Origin of the sequence: Mycolicibacter sp. MU0102, assembly GCF_963378105.1 — a bacterium.
Classification (GTDB): domain Bacteria; phylum Actinomycetota; class Actinomycetes; order Mycobacteriales; family Mycobacteriaceae; genus Mycobacterium; species Mycobacterium holstebronense.
Genome location: NZ_OY726398.1, coordinates 3,109,633 through 3,131,030, shown reverse-complemented (window position 1 = coordinate 3,131,030; position 21,398 = coordinate 3,109,633). Strand labels below are relative to the sequence as shown.

Sequence of the window (21,398 nt, the reverse complement as noted above, 5' to 3'; positions counted from 1 at the left end):
AGGCAGGTCACCGGCTGCCCCAGTCCCACGGCGGGGTGTTGAGCAGGCCCAGACCGGCGACCCGCGTCTCGCCGAAGTCTTTGTAGACCTCGATCTCTGCGGTGTCGTGGCGATCGGCGTCGGCGACAGGCACAGCGGCGAGCAGCTCGGGCATGGTGCGCGCGTGGGTGACCACCACGACCTGGGTTCGGGTGGCGGCGGCCCGGATGAGCTCGGCCAGCGGCGCCACCAAGTCGGGATGCAGGGACGTCTCCGGCTCGTTGAGCACCATCAGCGACGGCGGCTGCGGGCTCAGCAGGGCGGCGGCCCACAGCAGGAAGCGCAAGGTGCCGTCGGACAGTTCGGCGGCACGCAACGGCCGCAGCATGCCCCGTTGGCGCAACTGCACGTCGAACATGCCGTCGTGCGAGCTGACCGACAACGTCGCGCCGTCGAATGCGGCCGCGATCGCACGGTCCAGCTCGTCGTCACCGGACTCGATGATGGTCTGTACCGCCGCAGCCAGATCGACGCCGTCGCCGGCGAGTACCGCCGTGCGCGTACCGACCTGCGGTCGTCGCACCGGTGCGCCGGCATCGACCCGGAAGCCGTCGTAGAAGCGCCAGTCCCGTAGCCGGTCGCGGACCGCGGCCAGTTCCGGATGCGCGCCGGGGTGGGCGAATTCGGCGAGCACGCTGCGATAGGTGGGCAGGGTCCGTGACAGTTCTTCGACACCGGAGTCCGTGCTGGCCTGCGCGAAAGCCCGGGTGCGGCTCACCAGGGTGGCGCCGCGCCGCGGCACCGGCCCGGCGAACACGATCTCGCGTTTGATCTCCGGATCGTGGGAGAACGCCGACGCCTGCGCGGGGTCCTGTGGCAGTCCCAGATCGACCAGGTAGCCGAAATCATCGGAGGCGAAGCCCATCTCCAGCGAGACCACTCGGGTGCGCACGCTGCCCTGGGCGGTTCCGCTGCGGCGCGCTTCGCCGAGCTGTTGGGGGCCGGCCCACAGCACCGATTCCAGGCCGCCCTCGCGAGCCAGCGAGCCGATCACCTCGCCACGCCCGCAGTCGGCCAACAGTCGCAGCGCCCGGTACAGCGAGGACTTGCCGGTGCCGTTGGCCCCGGTCACGACCGTGAGCGGTCTCAACGGCAGCACCAGCTCGCGCAGCGAGCGGTAACCCCGTACGGCCAGCGTCGACAGCATGCCCGGCAGGGTAGCGGCTGCCTCCGACGTGGTGGGCGTCGTGAGCAAACTCGCGGCCTCAGTGCCATCACAGCGGCGGCGGGCGACGATGACGGGCATGCTGTGTCGACATGCGATGAACCGGGAGGCGGGGTGAGAGGCAACACGCACCGGATGCGGGCCGTCATCAAGCGGATTCGCTCGCTATACAGCGGAGTTCGGACCCGATCGGCGCTTGCCGCCGCGGCGGTGATGACAGTCTGCCTCGCGATCGCGGGCGGTCTGCTCCTGTTGGTGCTGTATCGGTCGCTGGAATCGACCGCCGAGACCGCGGCTAGCCTTCGTGCCGAACACATCGCCACTCAGCTGCGCTCGGGTGACTTCGACGACCTGGAGTCGGCGTTACTGGCCACCGATGGGCACATCGCCGTCGTACAGGTCGTCGGCGCGTCGGGCGTGATTCGGGCCGCCTCCAACGGCGCGCCCCGGACGCCGCTGACCGCGGTAGTCCTCGCCGACGGTCAAGCGCGTTATGTAGGCCGCGTCGAATCCGCCACCGGCGAGGAATATTGGGTATCGGCTCGAGGGGCTGCCGCCGGCGGAGCGCCGGTCACCGTGCTGGTGGGGGTGGACCGCGAACCGGTCGAGGAGATCGTGACGGTGGTGGGTGTGCTGCTGGCGGTGGGCGCGCCGATTCTGATCGTGCTGGTGGCAGCGGGAACTTTCCGCCTGGTGGGCGCCGCACTGCGGCCGGTGGAAGCGATCCGCACCCGGGTGGCGTCGATCTCGAGTGCTGATCTGACCGAGCGGGTGCCGGTTCCCCGAACCCATGACGAGATCGCCGAACTGGCAACGACGATGAACGCCATGTTGTCTCGCCTGGAGCACGGCAGGGCCGCCCAGCTGCGTCTGGTCAGCGACGTCTCGCATGAATTGCGCAGCCCGCTGGCCACCATAACCACCGCGCTGGAGTTGGCCAGTGCCCGGCCCGAACTGATGGACCGGGCACTGATCGACGAATCACTTCTTCCGGAATCACACCGGATGAGCCGACTTCTCGAGGACCTGTTGCTGCTGGCCCGCTCCGACGAAGGGGCACTGGGATTGCGGGGGGAGGACGTCGACGTCGACGATCTGTTGGCGGCCGAGGCGAACCGACTCGGCGGCCGCGGCTCGGTCAGCGTCGCGACCGATATCCGGGCCTGCCGGGTCACCGGCGACCGCGCCGCCCTGACCCGGGTGATTCGCAACCTGGTCGACAACGCGGCACGGTATGCGCGCAGCACGGTGACGCTGAGCTGCCGTCCGGCCTCCGACGGCGTGGTCATCACGATCGCCGACGACGGTCCGGGGATCCCGGTGGCCGAACGGAGCCGGATCTTCGAACGGTTCGTCCGACTCGACGCGGCCCGTGCCCGAACATCGGGCGGCACCGGACTCGGCCTGGCGATCGTCGCAGAGGTGGTGCGTGCCCACCGCGGAACCGTGGCCGTGGACGATGCGGCCGGCGGTGGTGCGGTGTTCACCGTCGCACTGCCGCGGCAGGGTTTCCCCGATCAAGAGTCGATGTCGGAGCGCAGGCGGTAGCCGGCGCCGCGCACCGTCTCGATGGTGGCCAGTCCGAACGGTGCGTCGATCTTGCGGCGCAGGTACCCGACGTAGACCTCGACGACGTTTTCGTCGCCGGTGTAGTTCGTGTCCCATACCGACCGCAAGATGTCGGCCTTGGTGACGACGTCATCCGGGTGTCGCATCAAGAACTGCAGCAGCCCGAATTCTCGCGGCGTCAACGTGATCACCGTGTCGCCGCGGGTCACCCGGCGGCGAGCCGGATCCAGTGCCAGGGTGCCCGCAGTGAGCACCGTCGGACGTGCCGGTGCGCCTCGGCGCAGCAGCGCGCGCAGCCGCGCCACCAGCACGACGAACGAGAACGGTTTGGTCAGGTAGTCGTCGGCGCCGATATCGAAGGCATCGGCCATGTCGTACTCGCCGTCCTTAGCCGACAACATGAGCACCGGCGTCCACACCTGCTGCGCCCGCAGCTCGCGGACCACCTGGTAGCCGCTGAGGCCGGGCAGCATGATGTCCAGCACGATCACGTCGTAGTCGCCGGTGGCCGCGGCGGCCAGGCCGTCTGCGCCATCGTGTTCGACATCGACGACGAAGCCCTCGGCCGCCAGCCCACGACACACGGTCTGCGCCAGCCGAGCCTCGTCTTCGACCAGCAATATCCGCACGACACCAGTACAGCAGAGCTCGACCACCCGCCCCGCCGCGTTCTCAGCGCTCCCACAGCGCCTGGCGGACAAGCTGGCGCCATGACCGGAATTACTACCAACCCAGACACCTTGATCGCCACGTTCGGTCTGTTGGGCGTGCTGGCGGTGGTGTTCGTCGAGACGGGTCTTCTGGTGGGCTTCTTCCTGCCCGGCGACTCGCTGCTGTTCACCGCGGGAGTGCTGGCCGCTCAAGTTCACCCGGCGGTTCCCTTGTGGCTGCTGATCTTGACCGTGCCGGCCGCCGCGATCGCCGGTGACCAGTGCGGCTATCTCCTCGGGGCCAAGGCGGGGCCGGCTGTGCTGGAGACGCGGGCCGCCCGACGGCTCGGCCATCAACAGGTGGAACGGGCCCAGCGCTACTTCGCCACCCACGGCAAGGCCACCGTCTTTTTGGCGCGCTTTGTGGCAGTGGCGCGGACCCTGACGCCGGTGCTGGCCGGGGCATCCGGAATGCGCCACCGCACCTTCACCGCCTACAGCATCGCCGGCTCCGTGGCCTGGGGCGCGGGCGTTCCTTTGCTGGGGTATCTGCTGGGCGGCATCGGGTTCGTCCGCACTCACCTTGACCTGGTTCTGCTGGCGGTCATCGCAGTCTCGCTGGTCCCGGTGCTGCTGGGTGTCATGGGCGATCGTCTGCGGCGCCACAGCAAGCGTCCGGCTCCGCTCAATGCCGCGAATCCGTCGGAGTCGGTACCTGCCGGGATGCGCTGAGCCGCGGGCCGGAAAGCTTTGCTGGCCGGCGGTCGGTGGCCGCTTGTCCGACTCACTTGTCGGTGCCGAGTGATAGACCTGCGGTTATGAGCAGAGAGACGTTCGAATGTGAGCTGCGACACGCCGACGCGAACGGTGTCGCAGGCTTACGACCAGCGAATTTCAACAATGTCGTTCAGAACATCTAGTATTGACCCCGAGGGATGACCACTAGGTGTAGTGTTCGGGGGACCGACAGGCCCGGGATCTTCCAGTTATTCGGGCCGCGGCAACCGGCACCTATTGGGTGCTCTGCCACGGCTGCGGAGCTGGAGAACGGAATGTCCTGGCGGCCCGTTGAAACGTAGTGCCCGATCCGTCATCCGTTGTTTGTCGACGATTCGCTGAGGAGCCTGCCGCCATGAGCATCACTGTCTACACCAAGCCCGCGTGCGTGCAGTGCAACGCCACCTACAAGGCGTTGGACCGGGAGGGCATCGCTTACGAGAAGGTCGACATCTCGCTGGACCCCGACGCCCGTGACTACGTCATGGCGCTGGGTTACCTGCAGGCCCCGGTCGTGGTCGCCGGTGACGAGCACTGGTCGGGTTTCCGGCCGGACCGCATCAAGGCGCTGTCGCAGACCGCGCTGAGCGCGTAGAGGCCGGTCGTCGGGTCGGGTACGGGTGGAGTCTGACTGAGAGCTGAAGGGGGGGCGCCATGTCTGCGGATTCGGAATGCAGCCTGGTGTATTTCTCTTCGGTGTCGGAGAACACCCACCGCTTCGTGCAGAAGCTGGGAGTGCCGGCCATCCGGATCCCGCTGCACGGACGCATCGAGGTCGACCACCCTTATGTATTGGTCCTGCCGACCTACGGCGGCGGACGTCAGCAGCCCGATATGGATGACGGCGGCTACGTGCCGAAGCAGGTCATCGCTTTTTTGAACAACGAACACAACCGGGGGCTGCTGCGCGGCGTGATCGCGGCCGGCAACACCAACTTCGGTGCGGAGTTCTGCTACGCGGGCAACGTGGTGTCCCGCAAGTGCGGGGTGCCGTACCTGTATCGATTCGAATTGATGGGAACCGACGAGGACGTACAAGCCGTCCGCGCGGGCTTGGCTGATTTCTGGAAGGACGAGGCATGCCACCAACCGCTGCAACTGCAGAGCAGGTAACCGCAACCACCCGCAGCGCTCCGGTGGGCGAGCTGGACTTCCACGCGCTCAACGCGATGCTCAATCTGTACGACGCCGACGGCAAGATCCAGTTCGACATGGATGTGCTGGCCGCTCGCCAGTACTTCTTGGAGCACGTCAACCAGAACACGGTGTTCTTCCACAATCAGGATGAGAAGCTCGACTACCTGATCCAGAAGGAGTACTACGAGCGCGAGGTGCTCGACCAGTACTCGCGCAACTTCGTCAAGTCGCTCCTGGATCGGGCCTATGCCAAGAAGTTTCGGTTCCCGACCTTCCTGGGTGCGTTCAAGTACTACACCTCCTACACCCTGAAAACCTTCGACGGCAAGCGCTACCTGGAGCGGTTCGAGGACCGGGTGTGCATGGTGGCGCTGACCCTGGCCGCCGGTGACACCAAGCTGGCCGAGCAACTCGTCGAGGAGATCATCGACGGCCGCTTCCAGCCCGCCACCCCGACGTTTTTGAACTCCGGCAAGAAGCAGCGCGGCGAGGCGGTCAGCTGCTTTTTGCTGCGCATCGAAGACAACATGGAGTCGATCGGCCGATCGATCAACTCCGCCCTGCAGCTGTCCAAGCGTGGCGGGGGAGTGGCGTTGCTGCTCAGCAACATTCGTGAGCACGGCGCCCCGATCAAGAACATCGAGAACCAGTCTTCCGGGGTCATCCCGATCATGAAGCTGCTGGAGGACTCGTTCTCCTACGCCAACCAGCTCGGCGCCCGTCAGGGTGCCGGTGCGGTGTACCTGCACGCTCACCACCCCGACATCTACCGCTTCCTGGACACCAAGCGGGAGAACGCCGACGAGAAGATCCGGATCAAGACGCTGAGCCTGGGCGTGGTGATCCCCGACATCACCTTCGAGCTGGCGAAGAAGAACGAGGACATGTACCTGTTCTCGCCCTACGACGTCGAGAAGTTCTACGGGGTCCCATTCGCCGACATCTCCGTCAGCGAGAAGTACTACGAGATGGTCGACAACGCGGCCATCCGCAAGACCAAGATCAAGGCGCGCGAGTTCTTCCAGACGTTGGCTGAGCTGCAGTTCGAATCGGGCTACCCCTACGTCATGTTCGAAGACACGGTCAATCGCGCCAATCCCATCGCAGGCAAGATCACCCACTCGAACCTGTGCTCGGAGATCCTGCAGGTCTCCACCGCCTCGGAGTTCAACGACGACCTGTCCTACTCCAAGGTGGGCAAGGACATCTCCTGCAACCTCGGCTCGCTCAACATCGCCAAGGCAATGGACTCACCCGACTTCGGCCAGACCATCGAGGTCGCCATTCGGGCGCTGACCGCGGTGTCGGATCAGACCCACATCTGGTCGGTGCCGTCGATCGAGCAGGGCAACAACCAGTCGCACGCCATCGGGCTGGGCCAGATGAACCTGCACGGGTACCTGGCCCGGGAGCGGATCTTCTACGGTTCCGAAGAGGGCATCGACTTCACCAACATCTACTTCTACACGGTGCTGTATCACGCACTGCGCGCATCGAATCGCCTTGCCCTGGAACGGGGTACGTCATTCGTAGGCTTCGAGGACTCCAAGTACTCCTCCGGGGAGTTCTTCGACAAGTACACCGAGCAGGTGTGGGAGCCCAAGACCGAGCGGGTGCGTGAGCTGTTCGCCGAGGCGGGCATCCGGATCCCGGGCCAGGACGACTGGCGCCGGCTCAAGGAATCGGTGCAGACCCACGGGATCTACAACCAGAACCTGCAGGCCGTTCCGCCGACCGGGTCGATCTCCTATATCAACCACTCGACGTCGTCGATCCACCCGATCGTGTCGAGGGTCGAGATCCGCAAGGAAGGCAAGATCGGGCGGGTCTACTACCCGGCGCCGTACATGACCAACGACAACCTCGAGTACTACCAGGACGCCTACGAGATCGGCTACGAGAAGGTCATCGACACCTACGCCGCGGCCACCCAGCACGTGGACCAGGGGTTGAGCCTGACGCTGTTCTTCAAGGACACCGCGACCACTCGTGACGTGAACAGGGCTCAGATCTACGCCTGGCGCAAGGGAATCAAGACGTTGTACTACATCCGCCTGCGGCAGATGGCGCTGGAAGGCACGCAGGTGGAAAATTGCGTCAGCTGCATGCTGTGACGGCTGGTCGCTGAAGGCCGGGACTCGGTGCCCCTCGGATCGCCGGGCGGAGGCCTGATCTACGGGGTCAGGCTGCGATCGGATTCGCGGTACCGCTATGTCGGCCTCACGACGAAAAGGGCGCAAGTACGGCTTTGTCAGCATTTGAAGGAAGCCGCTGCCGGGAGGAAGACCCCGTTCTACGACTGGTTGCGTAAGCAGGATCGCGACAGCGTGATCGTGGATCAGCTGGATTGGGCGGATGACCTCGATGAGCTCGGTGAGGCCGAGATCGCTTGGATAGCCCTCCTTCGGCATGAGGGGCATCCTTTGCTGAATATTGCGGCTGGTGGACTTGGACCGACGGGAGTGGAATGGACCGCGGAGATGCGGGAGGCAGCGAGGATCCGATCGACCGGTCGTAAGGTTCCTAGCCGCTTCGGCGAGGAGAATCCGTTCTATCAACGGGAGCATTCTGCGGAGCAACGGGCGAAGTGGTCAGCAGCACGTAAGGGCACGAACGTCGGCCCTGACAATCCGAACTACCGGAAGTTTGGTGCTGACCACCCCAGCTTCGGCCACGCAATGTCGGCGGAGGCGAAGGCCAAGCTCGCCGGAAACCCAAATTTTGGGAGAACCGCGAGCAAAGAGACCCGCGCCAAGATGTCAGCGGCGAGGAAGGGTCGTCCAATGCCGTCTAGTCGACGCAGCGCCCATACGCGCTATCACACGAACAAGGGCGTCTTTAGCGACACGTGCCCGTGCTGCCTTCATGAGCAGGCGCAGCTGCCACCGCCATCTGATTAGTTACTTTCGAAGGGGCAAGTGACCGGCTCGTATCCCACGACAGGGGCGTCGCGGGAGTTGAAGCTTTTGGAACGCTCGGCCGATAAACGTCGAGTCTTGCGGCCACGCCCGTCGCCACCCGTTTATGCTGAATGTGAAAATCCTGAACGAACCAGTTTCGGCATTCACTTTTGCGAGGTAGGCCGGGGAAAGGCGTTGGCCGGACCCCGTGAACTGGTCCACGGCGAACGAGAGTCGTTCATCGGTGGGTACAGGCGGCAGCATAGCGGGCAGGCGGTAGGTAGCCCAGCGATGAATGCCGCCGATGGTGGTTGTACTCGTGCTTCCAGTCGCCGATTACGACACGGGCCTGGGCCAGCGACCAGAAGCTGTTGATGTTGAGGCATTCGTCGCGGATGCGGGAGTTGAACGACTCGACGTAGCCGTTGCGCCAAGGCTCGCCGGGCGGGATGAAGTGCAGCCCGACCTGTCCGTCGGCCCAATCAGCCATTGCGCCGCAGGCTAATTCAGGTCCATTGTCACAGCGCAGCACCGCGGGATAAGTTCCGCGTTCGGCGGCCGCACGGTCGAGCTCGCCGATCAGGTGATCGCCGGTGATGCTGCGCTCGACCATGTCGCCGAGGCATTCGCGGGTGTGTTCGTCGATGATCGACACGATCTTGATCGGCCGCCCGTCGGTGGTGACGTCGAACTGGAAGTCGACGGCCCACACCCGGTCGGGAGCATCCGCGACGACCGCTGGCGGGGCGGTAGAGGTGCCGTGGCGTTTGCGCTTGCGGCGCTGCGGGACCCGCAGGCCTTCCTCGCGCCACAGGCGTTGGATCTTCTTGTGATTGACGATCCAGCCTTCGCCGCGGGCATCGTGGTAGGCCGGCCGGAAACCACGACGGGGATGGGTCTTGGCGTAGGCGCGTAGCCAGTCCCGCAGGGCGGCGTCGGGATCCTCGGGTGTCGCCGACGTGGGTTCGTGGCGTTGGGTGGCGCGGTGTTGCCCGGTGACGCGGCAGGCGAACCGTTCGCTGACCCCCAGCACACGCTGGAGGTGACGAACGGCTGCCCGCCGGCGTTCCGGGCCTAGAAGTTTCCCTTGGCGATCTCCCGCAGCGCGTCCTTCTCCAACTCGGCATCGGCCAACAGGCGCTTGAGGGTGGCGTTCTCGCGTTCGAGGTCCTTGAGCTTCTTGGCGTCCTCGGCTTTTAACCCGCCGAACTGGTTGCGCCACCGGTGATAGGTGGCCTCGGAGACCCCGAGTTCACGGCAGACCTCCGCGGTGTCCTTGCCCTCGGCCAGCAGCCTGTCGGCGGCCATCAGCTTGCGCACAACCTGCTCGGGGCTGTGCCGTTTCCTCGTCGTCATGATCTTGTCGAGCCTTCCTGCCCACAACGTGGGCCGCAAGACTCTCATAAACCATGGATCAACCGATCGGGGTCAGGCCAGCGTCACATGGCCCAGATCAAAGCCAGGTACTCGCGGATCATGCTGGCAGCCGTCCTTCTCTCGGCCCTGCCCTCGCTGGCAGTTGGCACCGCGCACGCCGACGCCACCAGCTTCCTCAACGAGGTCCACAGCACGGTGAGGGTCCGGTTAAGGGATAACCAGGCGCTGCAATTGGGTTATGAAGCGTGCCACGTCCTGCGCAAGGGGACGGACGGAAAGACGACCCCGCAGTCGCGTGGCGAGGCTGCTCAAGTCGTCAGCAGGGCAGCACGCAAGTTGGGCGTAAACCGCCACGACGGCTTGGATCGCGGAAGCGTCAGCCGTCTGGTCGATGCCGCCGAACACTACCTGTGTTGATCGGCCATCCGAAGTATCTAGGCTGGGCGCCGTGACCCGGATCAGGCCGTTTCTGATGTTCCAGGGCGGGACTGCCGCCGCCGCGATCGAGATGTACCTGGCCGCGTTCCCGGGTGCTTCGGTGGTGTCGTCGACCCCGCACCCCGAGCCGGCTACCGGCATCATGTTGGCCGAGCTCGACCTGGCCGGGCTGCGAGTGCTGGTCAGCGACAGTGCGGTTAAGCACGGCTTCGACTTCACCCCGTCGAGCTCGCTGTTCGTGGACGTCGCCGACCGCGCGGAGCTCGAACGGCTGGTGGCCGAGTTGGGGGAGGGCGGCGCCACTTTGATGCCGCTCGGTGACTACGGCTTCTCCACCGCGTTCGCCTGGGTTAACGACCGATTCGGGGTGTCCTGGCAGCTCAACCTGCCCTGAGCGATCAGTCAAGCCGGCCGGGGGACCGAGGCCGCTCTGCCCTGCCCGAGCCAGGTGGGGATGGCTCGACGCACATCGGTGGGCCCCGACAAGGCGACACTGCCGTCGTGCATGGCGTGTGACCAGCCGACGTCGCCACGCCAGATCCGGGTCAGGACCCGCAGGCTGGTCTCAACAGTCCCGGTTACCTCGTAACCGGGGTCGAAGTCGCACACCTCGGCTTCACCGTTGGCGACCACCAGCCACCACCGGGAGGCCTTGGCCGCCACTCCGTCCAGAATGAACTCCAGCGTGGTGCGCGACCGCGGCCAGTCACCGACCGGAATGGTGCGGCGGATATCCCAGAACAACAGGTGGGGGTCGAGGTCGGCGTCGCCGAGATCGCTGATCCAGCGCACCCCCCACGCGGTGAGCGCCTCCACGGCACCGGCCAGATCCTGCCCACATCGGGTAAGGGAATACGTTGCACGGCCGTCGATTTCGGTGCGCTCGATGACACCGGCGCGGGCGAGTGACTTGAGTCGCTTGGACAGCAGCGCCGGCGACATCTTGGGCACACCGCGGCGCAGATCGTTGAAGTGGGTGCTGCCGAGCAGCAGTTCCCGAACCACCAGCAATGTCCAACGTTCGTCGAGCAGCTCCATGGCCTTGGCCATGGGACAGAACTGGTCGTATCCCGCCATCTGCGTGCCTTTCGTGGATCGCCCGAATCTATGGTCTCGCAGCCGGCCTGCGCAGTACAGATCTGGAACTGGATGCCTGCGCCGGCCGGACCGACGATGGGCTCACCGGGGTGCGAGAGGGGACAGAACGGATGAACGCTGTAGTGAACGACATTGAGGCCAAGCACCGTGCGCTGTGGGCGCTAGGCGACTACGCGGCGATCGCCACCGATGTGGTGACACCGTTGGGGCCGGTACTCGTGACGGCCTGTGGGATCGGGCCGCAGGACCGGGTGCTGGATGTGGCTGCGGGAACCGGCAATGCGGCCATCCCTGCGGCGTCCACCGGGGCCCACGTCGTGGCCAGCGACCTGTGCCCGCAATTGCTGCACCGCGGACGCGCGCAAAGTGCCGAGCGGGGCTTCTTGCTGGACTGGCGCGAGGCCAATGCCGAGGCGTTGCCGTTCGACGACGATGAGTTCGACGTGGTGATGTCCTGTATCGGCGTGATGTTCGCGCCGCACCACCAGTCGGCTGCCGACGAACTTATCCGCGTCTGCCGCCCCGGTGGCCGTATCGGTGTGATCAGTTGGACGCCAGAGGGTTTCATCGGACAGCTGTTCGCCACGATGAAGCCGTACGTGCCTGCGCCGCCAGCCGGGGTGTCTGCGCCGCCGTTATGGGGCAGCGAGCCCTATGTGCGTGCACTGCTGGGCGAGCAGGTCACCGATGTTGCGACCGAGCGCCGCGGGCTGACGGTCTCCGCCTTCGCCGACGGCGCCGCGTTTCGCGAATACTTCAAGGCGAACTACGGGCCGACCATCGCCGCCTACCGGGGGGTCGCCGAAGCCCCCGATCGCGTGGCCGCACTGGACGCCGACATCGCGGCGCTGGCCGATCGCGCACTGCGGGGCGGCTCGATGGATTGGGAGTATCTGCTGCTGACTGCGCGTAAGTGCTGATTCTGGCCGGTATGGCTTGAACTACTTACGTTCGGCGTGCCGTCACTCATTGAAACAGCAAGCAGCAGTGCGCGAATCACGGTGACTTCTCCTGAGGGGCGGTTAGCCCAACTGATACGACTCGAGCGACACGTCGAAGTAGTGGCCGGTGCTGGTGTCGGTGCAACGCATCCCCGAATCGGTGCTACCGCAGGAGATCGCGCCGACGCTGTGTGTCTGCCCGTATTCGAGCGTCGGGAGGCCTCCGTTCTGCTGCTGCAGGAAGATCTGGCTGGGCCACACGCCGAGGCACGCCGGGTGGCCCTGGAAGAGTTTGACGTCGGTCCCGGCGAATTCGCAGTCGCCGCCCGTCTCCGCCGGTGCTGACCAGGTGTGTTCTTTGAGTTTGCACACCGCCGCGCCGGTACCGTCATCCGCGCCGATCATCTCGCAGGCGATGTTCCCGGAAGGGGACTGGAAGCTGTAGTAGTTGGTGGCATGGGCCAGCGGTGGCGGCCCGAAAACTATGGCGGCGCTGCCCGTGGCGCACAGTGCGACTACGGCGCTGCGAGTCCTTGTCATGGCGTACCCCTTGGCGTCAGCTCAGTTCGGGAACGATCTGGTTCGCGAGCGCGATATCCCTGTTCTTGTGGTCCTGATCCGGTTGTGCGCCCGCGGGGTTCGCATTGTCGGAGACCTTGATCTGCAGTAGTAGACCCTCCTTGACCACCACGAGGCTTTGGCCGGCGCCGAACCAGTACGCCTGATAGCCAAGATCGGGGATCGCGTTCTCCGGTCGCACCACACTGAAATGGTTTATCGGGGCGTCGGGATTCGTCGGCATCGGATTGAGCGATACGAAGACGGTGCCCGCGCTCCCGGAGTACTGGCAGGCGCTATCACCCAGCGGTACTGGCGGATCGGCGTCCAGCCACAGTTGGCGCTCGGCGTCGGTGCCGGCGAACTCCCGAGCCATCGATGAGCTGAGGAGATCGCACGCCGCAGGTATTGCGGGCGGCAAACCCGTGGCAATACCGTTGCCGACCAACGTCGTCACCGCGGCCAGGCCAGATAAGGCGCGGGCGGCGGTCCTCATCGAAGCCTCCCGATGTCAGTGTCGCCGTGCGCGTCCACAACCACGGTTTACGGTGCACGATCGGCCCGGCCCGGCACATCAGGTGATTACCCCATATTTGCCGGAAGCGGAAAGCGGCGACGGGAGGGAAGACCCGTGGCATGTCATCGGCACGTGCGCAAGTCAGCCACCAGTGGACTACCAGTGCGCCCTGCCACGGTGCGGGACGAGGATGCCCGGACGGGCGCCCCGGACGAAGAGGAGTCACTGTGACCGTGTTGTTGCCCGGCCAGGCCGCTGCCCCCGAAGGGCCGGCCGACCTGCGGATGATGTACGTGATGCATCACGGATTCCGGCGTGACCTCACGCACTTCTGCGTCGCCGTGCGCCGCACTCCGGTTTCTGACGGGCGCACCTGGCGCGCTCTGTTGGCCCGGTGGGACCTGCTGTCCACCGTGTTGCACGATCACCATCGCAAGGAGGACACAGTGCTTTGGCCGCTGCTGCGCGAACGCGCCGAGGCCGATGGCGACGCGCACGCACTCGCCGTCCTGGACGCCATGGACACCGAACACGATCAGATTGACCCGCTGCTGCTCCGGGTCCGAGCCGGCCTGGAGGCGATGACGATCGGCGCCGGCACGCCCGATCGGGAGACACTGACCGCAGCCGTCGACTGGGCCTACGCCTGCCTCACCGGTCACCTGTCGCACGAGGAACGCGATGCGAATGTGGTGCTGCAGGCGCGGATCGGGGGCGAGGAGTGGGACCACCTCGAGCGTACGAAACTGCGGGGCGGCATGAGCCCCCGCGAACTCACGCAGATGCTGCCCTGGGCCTTCAAGGACCTCCCGGATCCGATGGCCTCCGAACTGCTCGCCGAGGCTCCGTTGCCGCTCCGGGCGATGCTGCGAATGGGGCGCCGTCGTTTCCAGCGTCTGGACGTCGCCGCGTTCGTGGCGGTGCCGGCGGGCACGACGGTGGGTACGAGCCTGGTGCGCTGAGCCAACCCGTCAGAAACCGTGCCGCTGCCGCATTTCGGCGATCCGCGCCTCGATGCGCGGCAACCGCCAGCGGCGGGCCTGGTCGGCCGCTGCGTCGGCATACGCGGCGGCCGCCGCGGCATCCCCGGTGACCGCTGCCCCGTAGGCCAGGAACAGGTCCACCGGGCCGATCGCCGCGGCGGTTCCCGCGCTTGCCATCCGCCCCGAATAGGCCCGCAGGTATCCGAAGGCGTCCGTGGCCAGATCGCGGCGCGCGAGTTCCAGCGCGATCTCGCAACTCATCGCGGCAAACACCGCTCCGAGGTAGGTGTGGCGTTCGACGGGCAGGGGATGAGCCGCGACGAAGGCGGCCGCCCGCTCCCGCTCTCCGGCGCGCAGCAGCATCAGCGCCACCGTCGACGCGGCCGGGATGCGGCTATCCCGGAGGAACCCGTCCAGAATCGGCACCACCTCGGCTGCGCGGTCCGCGTGCAGGCACGCCAGCGCGGCCACGACCTGGGCCGCCTCGACAACGTTGGGGGTTCGCACTTCTACGGCCAGCTCGTACAGGCGCTGTACCGACGCGAATGCGGCCGCGTCGTCGCCGGCCATCGCGTGCCAGGGCCCGGCGACCGTGTGCAGAACCACCTCGGCGGTACCGAGCCCGGCCGAACGCAGCCGGCTGGTGAGCGCCCGGATACCGGACCACACCGCATCTGCATCGCCGAACTCGTTGGCCAAGCCGGTGGCCAGCGTCGCGACCATCATCTCCAGCCGCGGATCACCCAACAGGTCGGAATCGGCGCGGGCGAGGCGCAGGTATTCGGCTCGGTCGGCCGCCGCATCCGGCCGGAAGCGTGCCACGTAGGCGCCCAGCTGCACCGACACCCGGACCCGCGGATCGTCGATCGGGCGCGCCACATCCAGGGCCTCGGCGACCAGGGCGTCGATCCGATCCACCTCTCCGGAATAGAACAACTCCATAGCCAGCGTCAGCAGCGCCCGACTGCGCACCGCGGTCCGGTGGGGCGGCAGCTGCGGTAGCACTTCGGTGAGCGCGTCGACCACCGGGGCGTGCACCTCGCCATAGGGCCTGACCTGCCACAGGGCGCCGTCGAGATTGGCGGACAGGGTGCGCGCCGCCAGCTCCGCGGTGGTGCTCCGGTCGGCCGGATCGCCGAGCCGGCCGACCAGCAGCGTCGCGGCGTCCACACAGTCCGAGACACCCTGCCAGTCACCCGACCAGCGGTGCGCGTCGGTGGCCAGCATGAGCAGTTCGTACCGTTCCCGGGCGGACGCCGTGCGGTCGGTCCGTTGGAGGTCCAGCGCCAGGACCAGATGCGCCGCCTCTTCGTCGTAGTGGGAGCCGGCCCGCGCGTACTGCGCGACCTCGACCAGCGTGCGCCAGCCGGTACCGGGGTCCGCGGGGGCGGCGCAGCGCAGGTGGTGCTGCACCGATGCCCGAACGTCAGCCCGGTTCAGATCGCCCTGCGCGGCGACTTCCGCGGCGCGTCGGTGCAGGTCGGTGCGCATACTTCCGGCCAACGCTCGGTAGATCACTTCCTGCACGATCACGTGGCCGAACCGGAATCCGGCTCCCGTGTCGGCCACGATCCCGGCCCGGCGCGCGGGCTCCACGAGCTCCATCGCGCGCCCAGGGTCCGTGTTCGTGATTCCGGCGAGATCCTCGGTCCGAAAAGCCGTTCCGAGCACACTGGCCGCGTGCAAGGCCTCGACGGTCTCGGCGGGCAGGGCCCCGACTCGCTCCAGCACCACGTCCGCGAGGGTGCCGCTGGGTGCGCCCGCGCTCTGCAGCAGTTCCACCAGGTACAGCGTGTTCCCGCCGGTCCGGTTCCACAGCGCGGACGCACGGTCATCGCCGATGGCGGATCCGGCCACTGCTTCCGCGAGCGGCTCCACCGCGTCGATCGGAAGCGGGCCCAACTCGATCCGGCTACCCTCCCCGCGCGCGGTGGCGCGCAGGAACCGTTGCAATTCGGAATCTTCTGCTGGGTCCGGCCGGGCGGTCGTGACCAGCAGGAGCCGTTGATCGGTGAGCCGCTCGATCAGCGCCGTCAGCGTCCGGATCACCACCGGCCCGGCCCAGTGCAAGTCCTCGATGACCAGGGCCGTCGGCACCGCCAGGGCGGATTCCGCGGCCAGTCGCACGGCCAGATCCCGCAGCGCGAACTCGGAACCGGCGGTCAGCTCCTCGTAGAGCATTGTTGTCGGGCGGTCCGAAATCTCGGCCAGCGCCTCCGCCAGCGGCCACAGTTCCGGTTGGTCAGTGTCCCGGCAGCGCCCAACCCCGATTCGGAAGCCCAGCGCCACGGCGTCCTCCGCGAACGCGACCAGCAGCCGGGTCTTCCCTGCGCCGGGTTCGCCCACCACGACGGTGACACCGGTCGCGCCCGCCGCGGCAGCCTCCGCCTCGGCTCGGAGCCGGCGCCGTTCCGGGGCACGTCCCACCAGCGGCCAGCGTGGTCGGGCGAAGGGGGCCGGGCGTGGCGTCCGCGCAGTGCTCGGCGGTGTGGTGATGGCAGGCGGCCGGCGAGTCGTCGAGTCGGACGACGGCGCCGGCCACCCGAGCGAAGGATCGCGGCGCAGGATCGCGCTCTGTAGGGTGCGGACTGCTTCGCTGGGATCGAGCCCCAGCTCATCGGCCAGCTCGGCCCGCAGGGTCTGTAGCGCGGCGAGCGATTCGGGCAGCCGCCCGCAGCGGAAGAGGGCGACCGCCCACAGCGACCACCAACGTTCGTGCAGCGGATTCTCGGCGCACAGGGCGGCGAGCTCACCCACCACCTCGTCGTGTTCACCGACCGCGAGGCTGGCCACGATCCGCAGTTCCCGGGCAGCGGCCCGTAGGTCGGCGAGCCGCACTCGCTCGGCGACAGCGTTCGGGTCGTCGCCGAGCTCCGGATAGGGCTCGCCGCGCCAGGACGACAGCCGTTCATCGAGGCCTGTCGCAACCCGCGCGATCCGGTCGGCGGCGGGTCCAGCCGCGGACGGACGATCGAGGTCGACGAGTTCGGTCAATGTGGCGCGTGCAGCCGTCACCACCTGTTGGAGCGCGACGTCGTCGCGTTCGATGGCCGGGATGCGCAGCGCGTAGCCAGAATGTTCCCGAACCAGTACCGTCGCCGTCTGGCGAGGACCGCGCCCAGGTTCCAGGTTGCGGCGTAACTTGCCGATGTAGCTGTGCAGGGTCGCCGTCGCGGAGGCGGGCGGTAATTCGCCCCACACCCGTTGGGCGAGCGTCTCGACCGAGACTCGCTCGCCCTGCGCCAAGGCGAGTGCTGCGATCACGGCCCGCTGCCGGGGCGTTCCCAGGTCAACCGGCGCGTCGTCCCGCAGGACGCGGATCGGCCCGAGGACAGCCAAATTCACGCTTGAATCAGCCCTCGCGAGCTTGGTCGGCGTGCAACGCCTTGATGCGCCGCTGCTCGCGCAGGACTTCCTGGTAGCTCTCACGCTCGGCGACCAGCCACTCCGGCTTCTCCTCGAGCAGCGCGACGATCTGCTCGGTGGTCAACGCGTTGTCCGTACCGCTGCGGGTGAGACCGGAGATCGAGATGCCGAGCTTGGCTGCCACCAAGTTCTTCGGGTGCGGCCCGTTCTTGCGCAGGTCCTTGAGCCACTGCGGCGGTTCGGCCTGCAGGGCGGCGAGCTCGGTGCGGGTGATCGAGTTCTCCTGGAACTCCGCGGGTGTGGCGGGCAGGTACACGTCCAGCTTCTTGGCCGCCGTGGCGGGTTTCATGGACTGTGCGTTCGGCCTGCTCATGGCGCCAGCCTATCGGTAGCCTGATGCGGTGAATCCGCCTTCCCTCACCCTCGGGTACGTCCCCGGCGGGACGCCCGCGAAGTGGGCACGAGTCTGGGGACAGCGGCATCCAGACGTTCCGCTGCTGCTGCACACCCTTGAAGCCGCCGACGCGGCGGCCGCGGTGCGGGCGGGAACCGTCGATGTGGCGCTGCTGCGGCCGTTGGCCGACACCGCTGGGCTGGCTGTCATTCCGCTCTACGAGGAGACCACGGTGGCCGTGGTGCCCAAGGACCACGTCTTCAATGCCGTCGATGAGATCACCTCGGCGGATCTCGCTGACGAGCCGCTACTGCTCCCACTGGACGATGTCGTCGGCTGGGCGGATGCGCCCGGCAAGCCGATCGACCATCGCCCTGAAACCACCAAGGACGCAATAGAACTCGTCGCTGCTGGGCTGGGTGCGCTGATCGTTCCGCAGTCGTTGGCGCGGCTGCATCACCGCAAGGACCTTGCCTACCGTCCGATCAGCGATGCACCCACCTGCCCGGTGTCGCTCGCCTTCGCCGAAGGTCCGCAGACGGCGCTGGTTGAAGAGTTTGTCGGCATTGTGCGCGGCCGCAAACCCGGCTCGTCGCGAGGACAGTCTCAGCCGGCCCCGAAACGCAGCGCACGAGAGAAGACCCTTGCCAAGCAGGCCGCCCGAGCGGCCGCGGGCAAAACCACCCGCAAGCCGGGTCGGGTGAGCCGCGGCCGGCGCTGAGCTCAGCGGCACGGCATGGTGAAACGATTTCGGGCGAAAACTTCAACCGTTTGGATGAGGCGAGGGCGGATCGGGCCTGGTTGGCTACCGCCATGACCGTGCGGGATGTCGGCGCCGATGTGCGCGCGCTGCCGTTGGCGCCGAAGAACCCATTGCCATATTGGCAGCAGGTTCGGCAGTTCCGGGAGCTGCGTACCGGAATCGAAATATTGCGCGATGCCGGCGGGCCGGTGACCCGGCTGGAACTGGCGCCACGCTGGCTCGCGCCCCCGATCGTGGTGGTGACCTCGCCGCAAGGTGCGCACGACGTGCTCAGCAGCGGCGACGTCGATCGCACCCTGGCCCACGACGAGATACGCCACCTGATGGGGCCGAACCTCTTCGATCTGCCCAACGATGCGTGGCTGCCGCGACGGCGCACCTTGCAGCCCCTGTTCACCAAGCAGCATGTCCGTGGTTTCGCCGGACATATGGGACAGGCTGCCGAAACAGTCGCTGCCGGCTGGAATGATGGCTCAACGGTCGATTTGGACGCCGAATGCCGCCGATTGACGCTGCGGGCGTTGGGGCGCTCGGTGCTCGGCGCCGACCTTGACGAACAGGCCGCAGCGCTGGGTGCGCCGATGCGAATCGCGCAAGAGTACGTCACGGAGCGGACGTTTGCTCCGGCACGCGCACCGCGCTGGTTGCCGACCCCGGCGCGGCACCGTGCCCGGGCCGCCAGCGCCACATTGCACCGGCTCGCCAACGACATCCTGCAGGCCTGCCGTGCCGACCCCGAGAGGGACGCACCGCTGGTGCGCGGGCTGATCGCTGCCACCGACCCGGACACGGGTCGCGGATTGACCGATCAGGAGATCTGCGACGAGCTGATCGTGTTCATGCTGGCCGGTCACGACACCACCGCGACAACGTTGGCATACGCGTTGTGGGCGTTGGGAAATCATCCCGACATGCAACGCCGGGTTGCCGCCGAGGTCGCCGAACTCGACGCGGACCTGTGCCCTGGCGATGTGGCCAGACTGCCGTACACCATCCAGGTCCTGCAGGAAGCACTGCGGTTATGCCCGCCCGGCGCGCTCAACGGCCGGACCGCAGTGCGCGATATCGCGGTCGACGGCTTCCGCGTGCAGGCGGGCTCCATGGTCGGGATCGGCATTTACGCGTTGCACCGCGATCCGACACTGTGGGAACACCCGCTGGAATTCGATCCGGACCGGTTCAGTCCGCAGAACTCTGCCGGTCGTAATCGATGGCAGTACCTGCCATTCGGTGGCGGGCCACGCAAATGCGTCGGCGATCACTTCGCCATGTTGGAAGCCACCCTGGCGCTGGCCACCTGCGTGCGGCACCGCGAGATCAGTTCGCTGAGCAACGAATTCCCGGTGGCGGTGCCGTTCACGACGGTCGCCGCCGGGCCGATCTATGCCCGCGTCACACAGCGAGCGGGCGCGCTGCAGTGACGGCGGGCACCTCCGGGCGTTCCGGGGCGGGCGCCGTAACGCAACACATCCACGTCTGGTCGGGCGAACGAGGCCTCAGTGTGTGTGCGCCGGCCCTTCCTGACCCTTGTAGAGCCGGGCGAGCATCAGATCGCGGAATCGCGCGTTATCGAGCAGCTTGAGTCCGGCGTTGGCCAGTGCTGGCTTACCTGCCAGCTTGTGAAAGAACCGGCCGCGCTTGTACTCCCGACCCCAGGCCGCTTCCATCCGCTGCGCGTAGTTGGTGAAATCGTCGGGCCCGCCGTTGGTCAGCGCCGCCACGGCGCACTCGCCGGCGGCCAGTCCCGACTCCAGCGCCTTGGAGATCCCGGCGCCCGAGGTCGGCCGGCCCGCGCCCAAGGAGTCACCGGTGAACAGCACCCCGGGCCGCCACGGCGGCCACGCGGTGAAGCCCATCGGCAGGCGCCACGCGCGCACGGTCTTGGACTGCTTGAGTTCGGTGATCGACGGCAGTTCCCACTCGCGGGGCAACGTCTCGAGAAAGTCGCCGAGGAAGTGCGTGGCGTTGATCGCCTGCCAGTTCTTATAGCTGTTGACGTAGCCCAAGCCGATGTTGACCCGGCCGCCGCCCAGCGGGAACACCCATCCGTAGCCGGGCAGCTGGTCACCCTGAAACGCCAGCTTCATGTAGATGTCGAGGGAGTCGACGTCGGGCCGGACGGCGGGCATTTCGGCGCGGATCGCGATCGCGGAGTAGCCGTTGTAGTCCGAGTCGAGCTTGAGCGCCCGCTTGATCGGCGAGTAGGCGCCGTCCGCGGCGATCACCGCATCGGCCAGCACCTTCTCACCACTCTTGAGCAGCACCCCGGTCACCCGGCCGGTGTCGTCGAGCACCGGGCCCGCTGCCTCGGCGGACTGCCGGACTTCGGCACCGGCCGATTCGGCGTGCTTGAGCAGCAACGTGTCCAGCTCCGGGCGGCGTGCGACGTAGCCATGGTCGGGCATGCCGGGGCGGCGCGGAAAGGACAGCTCCCACTCGGTCGGGCTGAACACCTTCACCCGGTTGACCCGGTGGAACTTGGCCACCTGCTCGGCCAGGCCCATTTTCTGCAGGTAGCTGACCGCGCGCGCGGTCAATCCGTCACCGCAGGGCTTGTCCCGCGGGAACTCCGCCTTGTCCAAGACCACGACGCTCGCGCCGGCCTGCCTGGCTTGCCAGGCGGCCGCTGACCCTGCTGGACCTCCGCCTACAACTGCAAGGTCGAATCGCTGCACCACAGCGGCGATGTTAGCCGACGGCCGGTCTGCCCAGGTCAGCGACGGCAA

21 protein-coding genes are annotated in these 21,398 nt (G+C 67.0%); 12 read left to right on the top strand and 9 right to left on the bottom strand.

Annotated features, from left to right (window positions below; genetic code table 11):
- Positions 1-7: 7 nt before the first annotated feature.
- Positions 8-1,186 carry an AAA family ATPase gene (locus RCP37_RS14695; protein WP_308483792.1) on the bottom strand — a complete coding sequence of 393 codons (1,179 nt, stop codon included), beginning with the start codon at positions 1,184-1,186 and terminating at the stop codon, positions 8-10.
- 153 nt (positions 1,187-1,339) lie between these two features.
- Between RCP37_RS14695 and RCP37_RS14690 the strand changes: the two genes are divergently transcribed.
- Positions 1,340-2,752, top strand: coding sequence for a sensor histidine kinase (locus RCP37_RS14690; RefSeq protein ID WP_373693190.1), 1,413 nt, complete (start codon positions 1,340-1,342; stop codon positions 2,750-2,752).
- On the opposite strand, the gene RCP37_RS14685 is transcribed toward RCP37_RS14690, so the two are convergent.
- A complete protein-coding gene (locus tag RCP37_RS14685) occupies positions 2,722-3,402 on the bottom strand; it encodes a response regulator transcription factor (protein ID WP_308483790.1) in 681 nt (226 codons plus the stop codon). The genes RCP37_RS14690 and RCP37_RS14685 overlap by 31 nt on opposite strands.
- A gap of 81 nt (positions 3,403-3,483) precedes the next feature.
- On the opposite strand from RCP37_RS14685, the gene RCP37_RS14680 reads away from it, so the two are divergent.
- From RCP37_RS14680 to RCP37_RS14660, 5 genes are all read left to right on the top strand, one after another.
- Positions 3,484-4,155: a DedA family protein gene (locus tag RCP37_RS14680; RefSeq protein WP_308483789.1), complete on the top strand. Its 672-nt coding sequence runs from the start codon at positions 3,484-3,486 to the stop codon at positions 4,153-4,155.
- 400 nt (positions 4,156-4,555) lie between these two features.
- A complete protein-coding gene (locus RCP37_RS14675; protein ID WP_224972171.1) occupies positions 4,556-4,795 on the top strand; it encodes a redoxin NrdH in 240 nt (79 codons plus the stop codon).
- A 59-nt stretch (positions 4,796-4,854) separates the two neighbouring features.
- Positions 4,855-5,313: a class Ib ribonucleoside-diphosphate reductase assembly flavoprotein NrdI gene (gene nrdI / locus RCP37_RS14670; protein WP_065153705.1), complete on the top strand. Its 459-nt coding sequence runs from the start codon at positions 4,855-4,857 to the stop codon at positions 5,311-5,313.
- Complete coding sequence (nrdE, locus tag RCP37_RS14665) at positions 5,280-7,451, top strand: class 1b ribonucleoside-diphosphate reductase subunit alpha (RefSeq protein ID WP_308483788.1); 2,172 nt, start codon at positions 5,280-5,282, stop codon at positions 7,449-7,451. Before nrdI ends, nrdE begins: the two co-directional genes overlap by 34 nt.
- Positions 7,452-7,478: 27 nt before the next feature.
- Positions 7,479-8,237 (top strand): NUMOD3 domain-containing DNA-binding protein, encoded by a 759-nt coding sequence (locus RCP37_RS14660; RefSeq protein ID WP_308483787.1) that lies wholly within the window; start codon positions 7,479-7,481, stop codon positions 8,235-8,237.
- 238 nt (positions 8,238-8,475) lie between these two features.
- Here RCP37_RS14660 and RCP37_RS14655 read toward each other — a convergent pair.
- Positions 8,476-9,593, bottom strand: a protein-coding gene (locus RCP37_RS14655) for an IS3 family transposase (RefSeq protein ID WP_308483786.1) whose coding sequence is annotated in 2 segments (ribosomal slippage) — positions 8,476-9,326 and positions 9,326-9,593 — 1,119 coding nt in all. Because the reading frame shifts where the segments join, the coding sequence is not laid out codon by codon here.
- An 87-nt stretch (positions 9,594-9,680) separates the two neighbouring features.
- Between RCP37_RS14655 and RCP37_RS14650 the strand changes: the two genes are divergently transcribed.
- The gene (locus RCP37_RS14650; RefSeq protein WP_308483785.1) at positions 9,681-10,031 is read left to right on the top strand and encodes a DUF732 domain-containing protein; all 351 of its coding nucleotides are present in this window, start codon (positions 9,681-9,683) and stop codon (positions 10,029-10,031) included.
- 31 nt (positions 10,032-10,062) lie between these two features.
- On the top strand, positions 10,063-10,446 hold the full coding sequence (locus RCP37_RS14645; protein WP_082108257.1) for a VOC family protein: 384 nt from the start codon (positions 10,063-10,065) through the stop codon (positions 10,444-10,446).
- An 8-nt stretch (positions 10,447-10,454) separates the two neighbouring features.
- Here RCP37_RS14645 and RCP37_RS14640 read toward each other — a convergent pair whose 3' ends face one another.
- Positions 10,455-11,129, bottom strand: a complete 675-nt coding sequence (locus RCP37_RS14640) for a winged helix-turn-helix transcriptional regulator (protein ID WP_308483784.1) — start codon at positions 11,127-11,129, stop codon at positions 10,455-10,457.
- Positions 11,130-11,260: 131 nt separating this feature from the next.
- On the opposite strand from RCP37_RS14640, the gene RCP37_RS14635 reads away from it, so the two are divergent.
- Complete coding sequence (locus tag RCP37_RS14635) at positions 11,261-12,070, top strand: class I SAM-dependent methyltransferase (protein WP_308483783.1); 810 nt, start codon at positions 11,261-11,263, stop codon at positions 12,068-12,070.
- A gap of 102 nt (positions 12,071-12,172) precedes the next feature.
- On the opposite strand, the gene RCP37_RS14630 is transcribed toward RCP37_RS14635, so the two are convergent.
- Together RCP37_RS14630 and RCP37_RS14625 are read right to left on the bottom strand one after the other, a co-directional pair.
- Positions 12,173-12,631, bottom strand: coding sequence for a hypothetical protein (locus RCP37_RS14630; protein ID WP_308483782.1), 459 nt, complete (start codon positions 12,629-12,631; stop codon positions 12,173-12,175).
- Between the two features lie 16 nt (positions 12,632-12,647).
- Positions 12,648-13,145 carry a hypothetical protein gene (locus tag RCP37_RS14625; protein WP_308483781.1) on the bottom strand — a complete coding sequence of 166 codons (498 nt, stop codon included), beginning with the start codon at positions 13,143-13,145 and terminating at the stop codon, positions 12,648-12,650.
- A 248-nt stretch (positions 13,146-13,393) separates the two neighbouring features.
- Here RCP37_RS14625 and RCP37_RS14620 point away from each other — a divergent pair, with 248 nt between their 5' ends.
- Positions 13,394-14,128, top strand: coding sequence for a hemerythrin domain-containing protein (locus RCP37_RS14620; RefSeq protein WP_308483780.1), 735 nt, complete (start codon positions 13,394-13,396; stop codon positions 14,126-14,128).
- A 9-nt stretch (positions 14,129-14,137) separates the two neighbouring features.
- Here RCP37_RS14620 and RCP37_RS14615 read toward each other — a convergent pair whose 3' ends face one another.
- Positions 14,138-17,494: an ATP-binding protein gene (locus tag RCP37_RS14615; RefSeq protein WP_308483779.1), complete on the bottom strand. Its 3,357-nt coding sequence runs from the start codon at positions 17,492-17,494 to the stop codon at positions 14,138-14,140.
- Between the two features lie 7 nt (positions 17,495-17,501).
- Positions 17,502-17,888, bottom strand: a complete 387-nt coding sequence (locus RCP37_RS14610) for a DUF5997 family protein (protein ID WP_308483778.1) — start codon at positions 17,886-17,888, stop codon at positions 17,502-17,504.
- 28 nt (positions 17,889-17,916) lie between these two features.
- On the opposite strand from RCP37_RS14610, the gene RCP37_RS14605 reads away from it, so the two are divergent.
- Together RCP37_RS14605 and RCP37_RS14600 are read left to right on the top strand one after the other, a co-directional pair.
- Positions 17,917-18,630 carry a LysR family substrate-binding domain-containing protein gene (locus tag RCP37_RS14605; RefSeq protein ID WP_308483777.1) on the top strand — a complete coding sequence of 238 codons (714 nt, stop codon included), beginning with the start codon at positions 17,917-17,919 and terminating at the stop codon, positions 18,628-18,630.
- A 92-nt stretch (positions 18,631-18,722) separates the two neighbouring features.
- Positions 18,723-20,093 carry a cytochrome P450 gene (locus RCP37_RS14600; protein ID WP_308483776.1) on the top strand — a complete coding sequence of 457 codons (1,371 nt, stop codon included), beginning with the start codon at positions 18,723-18,725 and terminating at the stop codon, positions 20,091-20,093.
- 75 nt (positions 20,094-20,168) lie between these two features.
- On the opposite strand, the gene RCP37_RS14595 is transcribed toward RCP37_RS14600, so the two are convergent.
- A complete protein-coding gene (locus RCP37_RS14595; protein ID WP_308483775.1) occupies positions 20,169-21,350 on the bottom strand; it encodes an NAD(P)/FAD-dependent oxidoreductase in 1,182 nt (393 codons plus the stop codon).
- Positions 21,351-21,398: the final 48 nt, after the last annotated feature.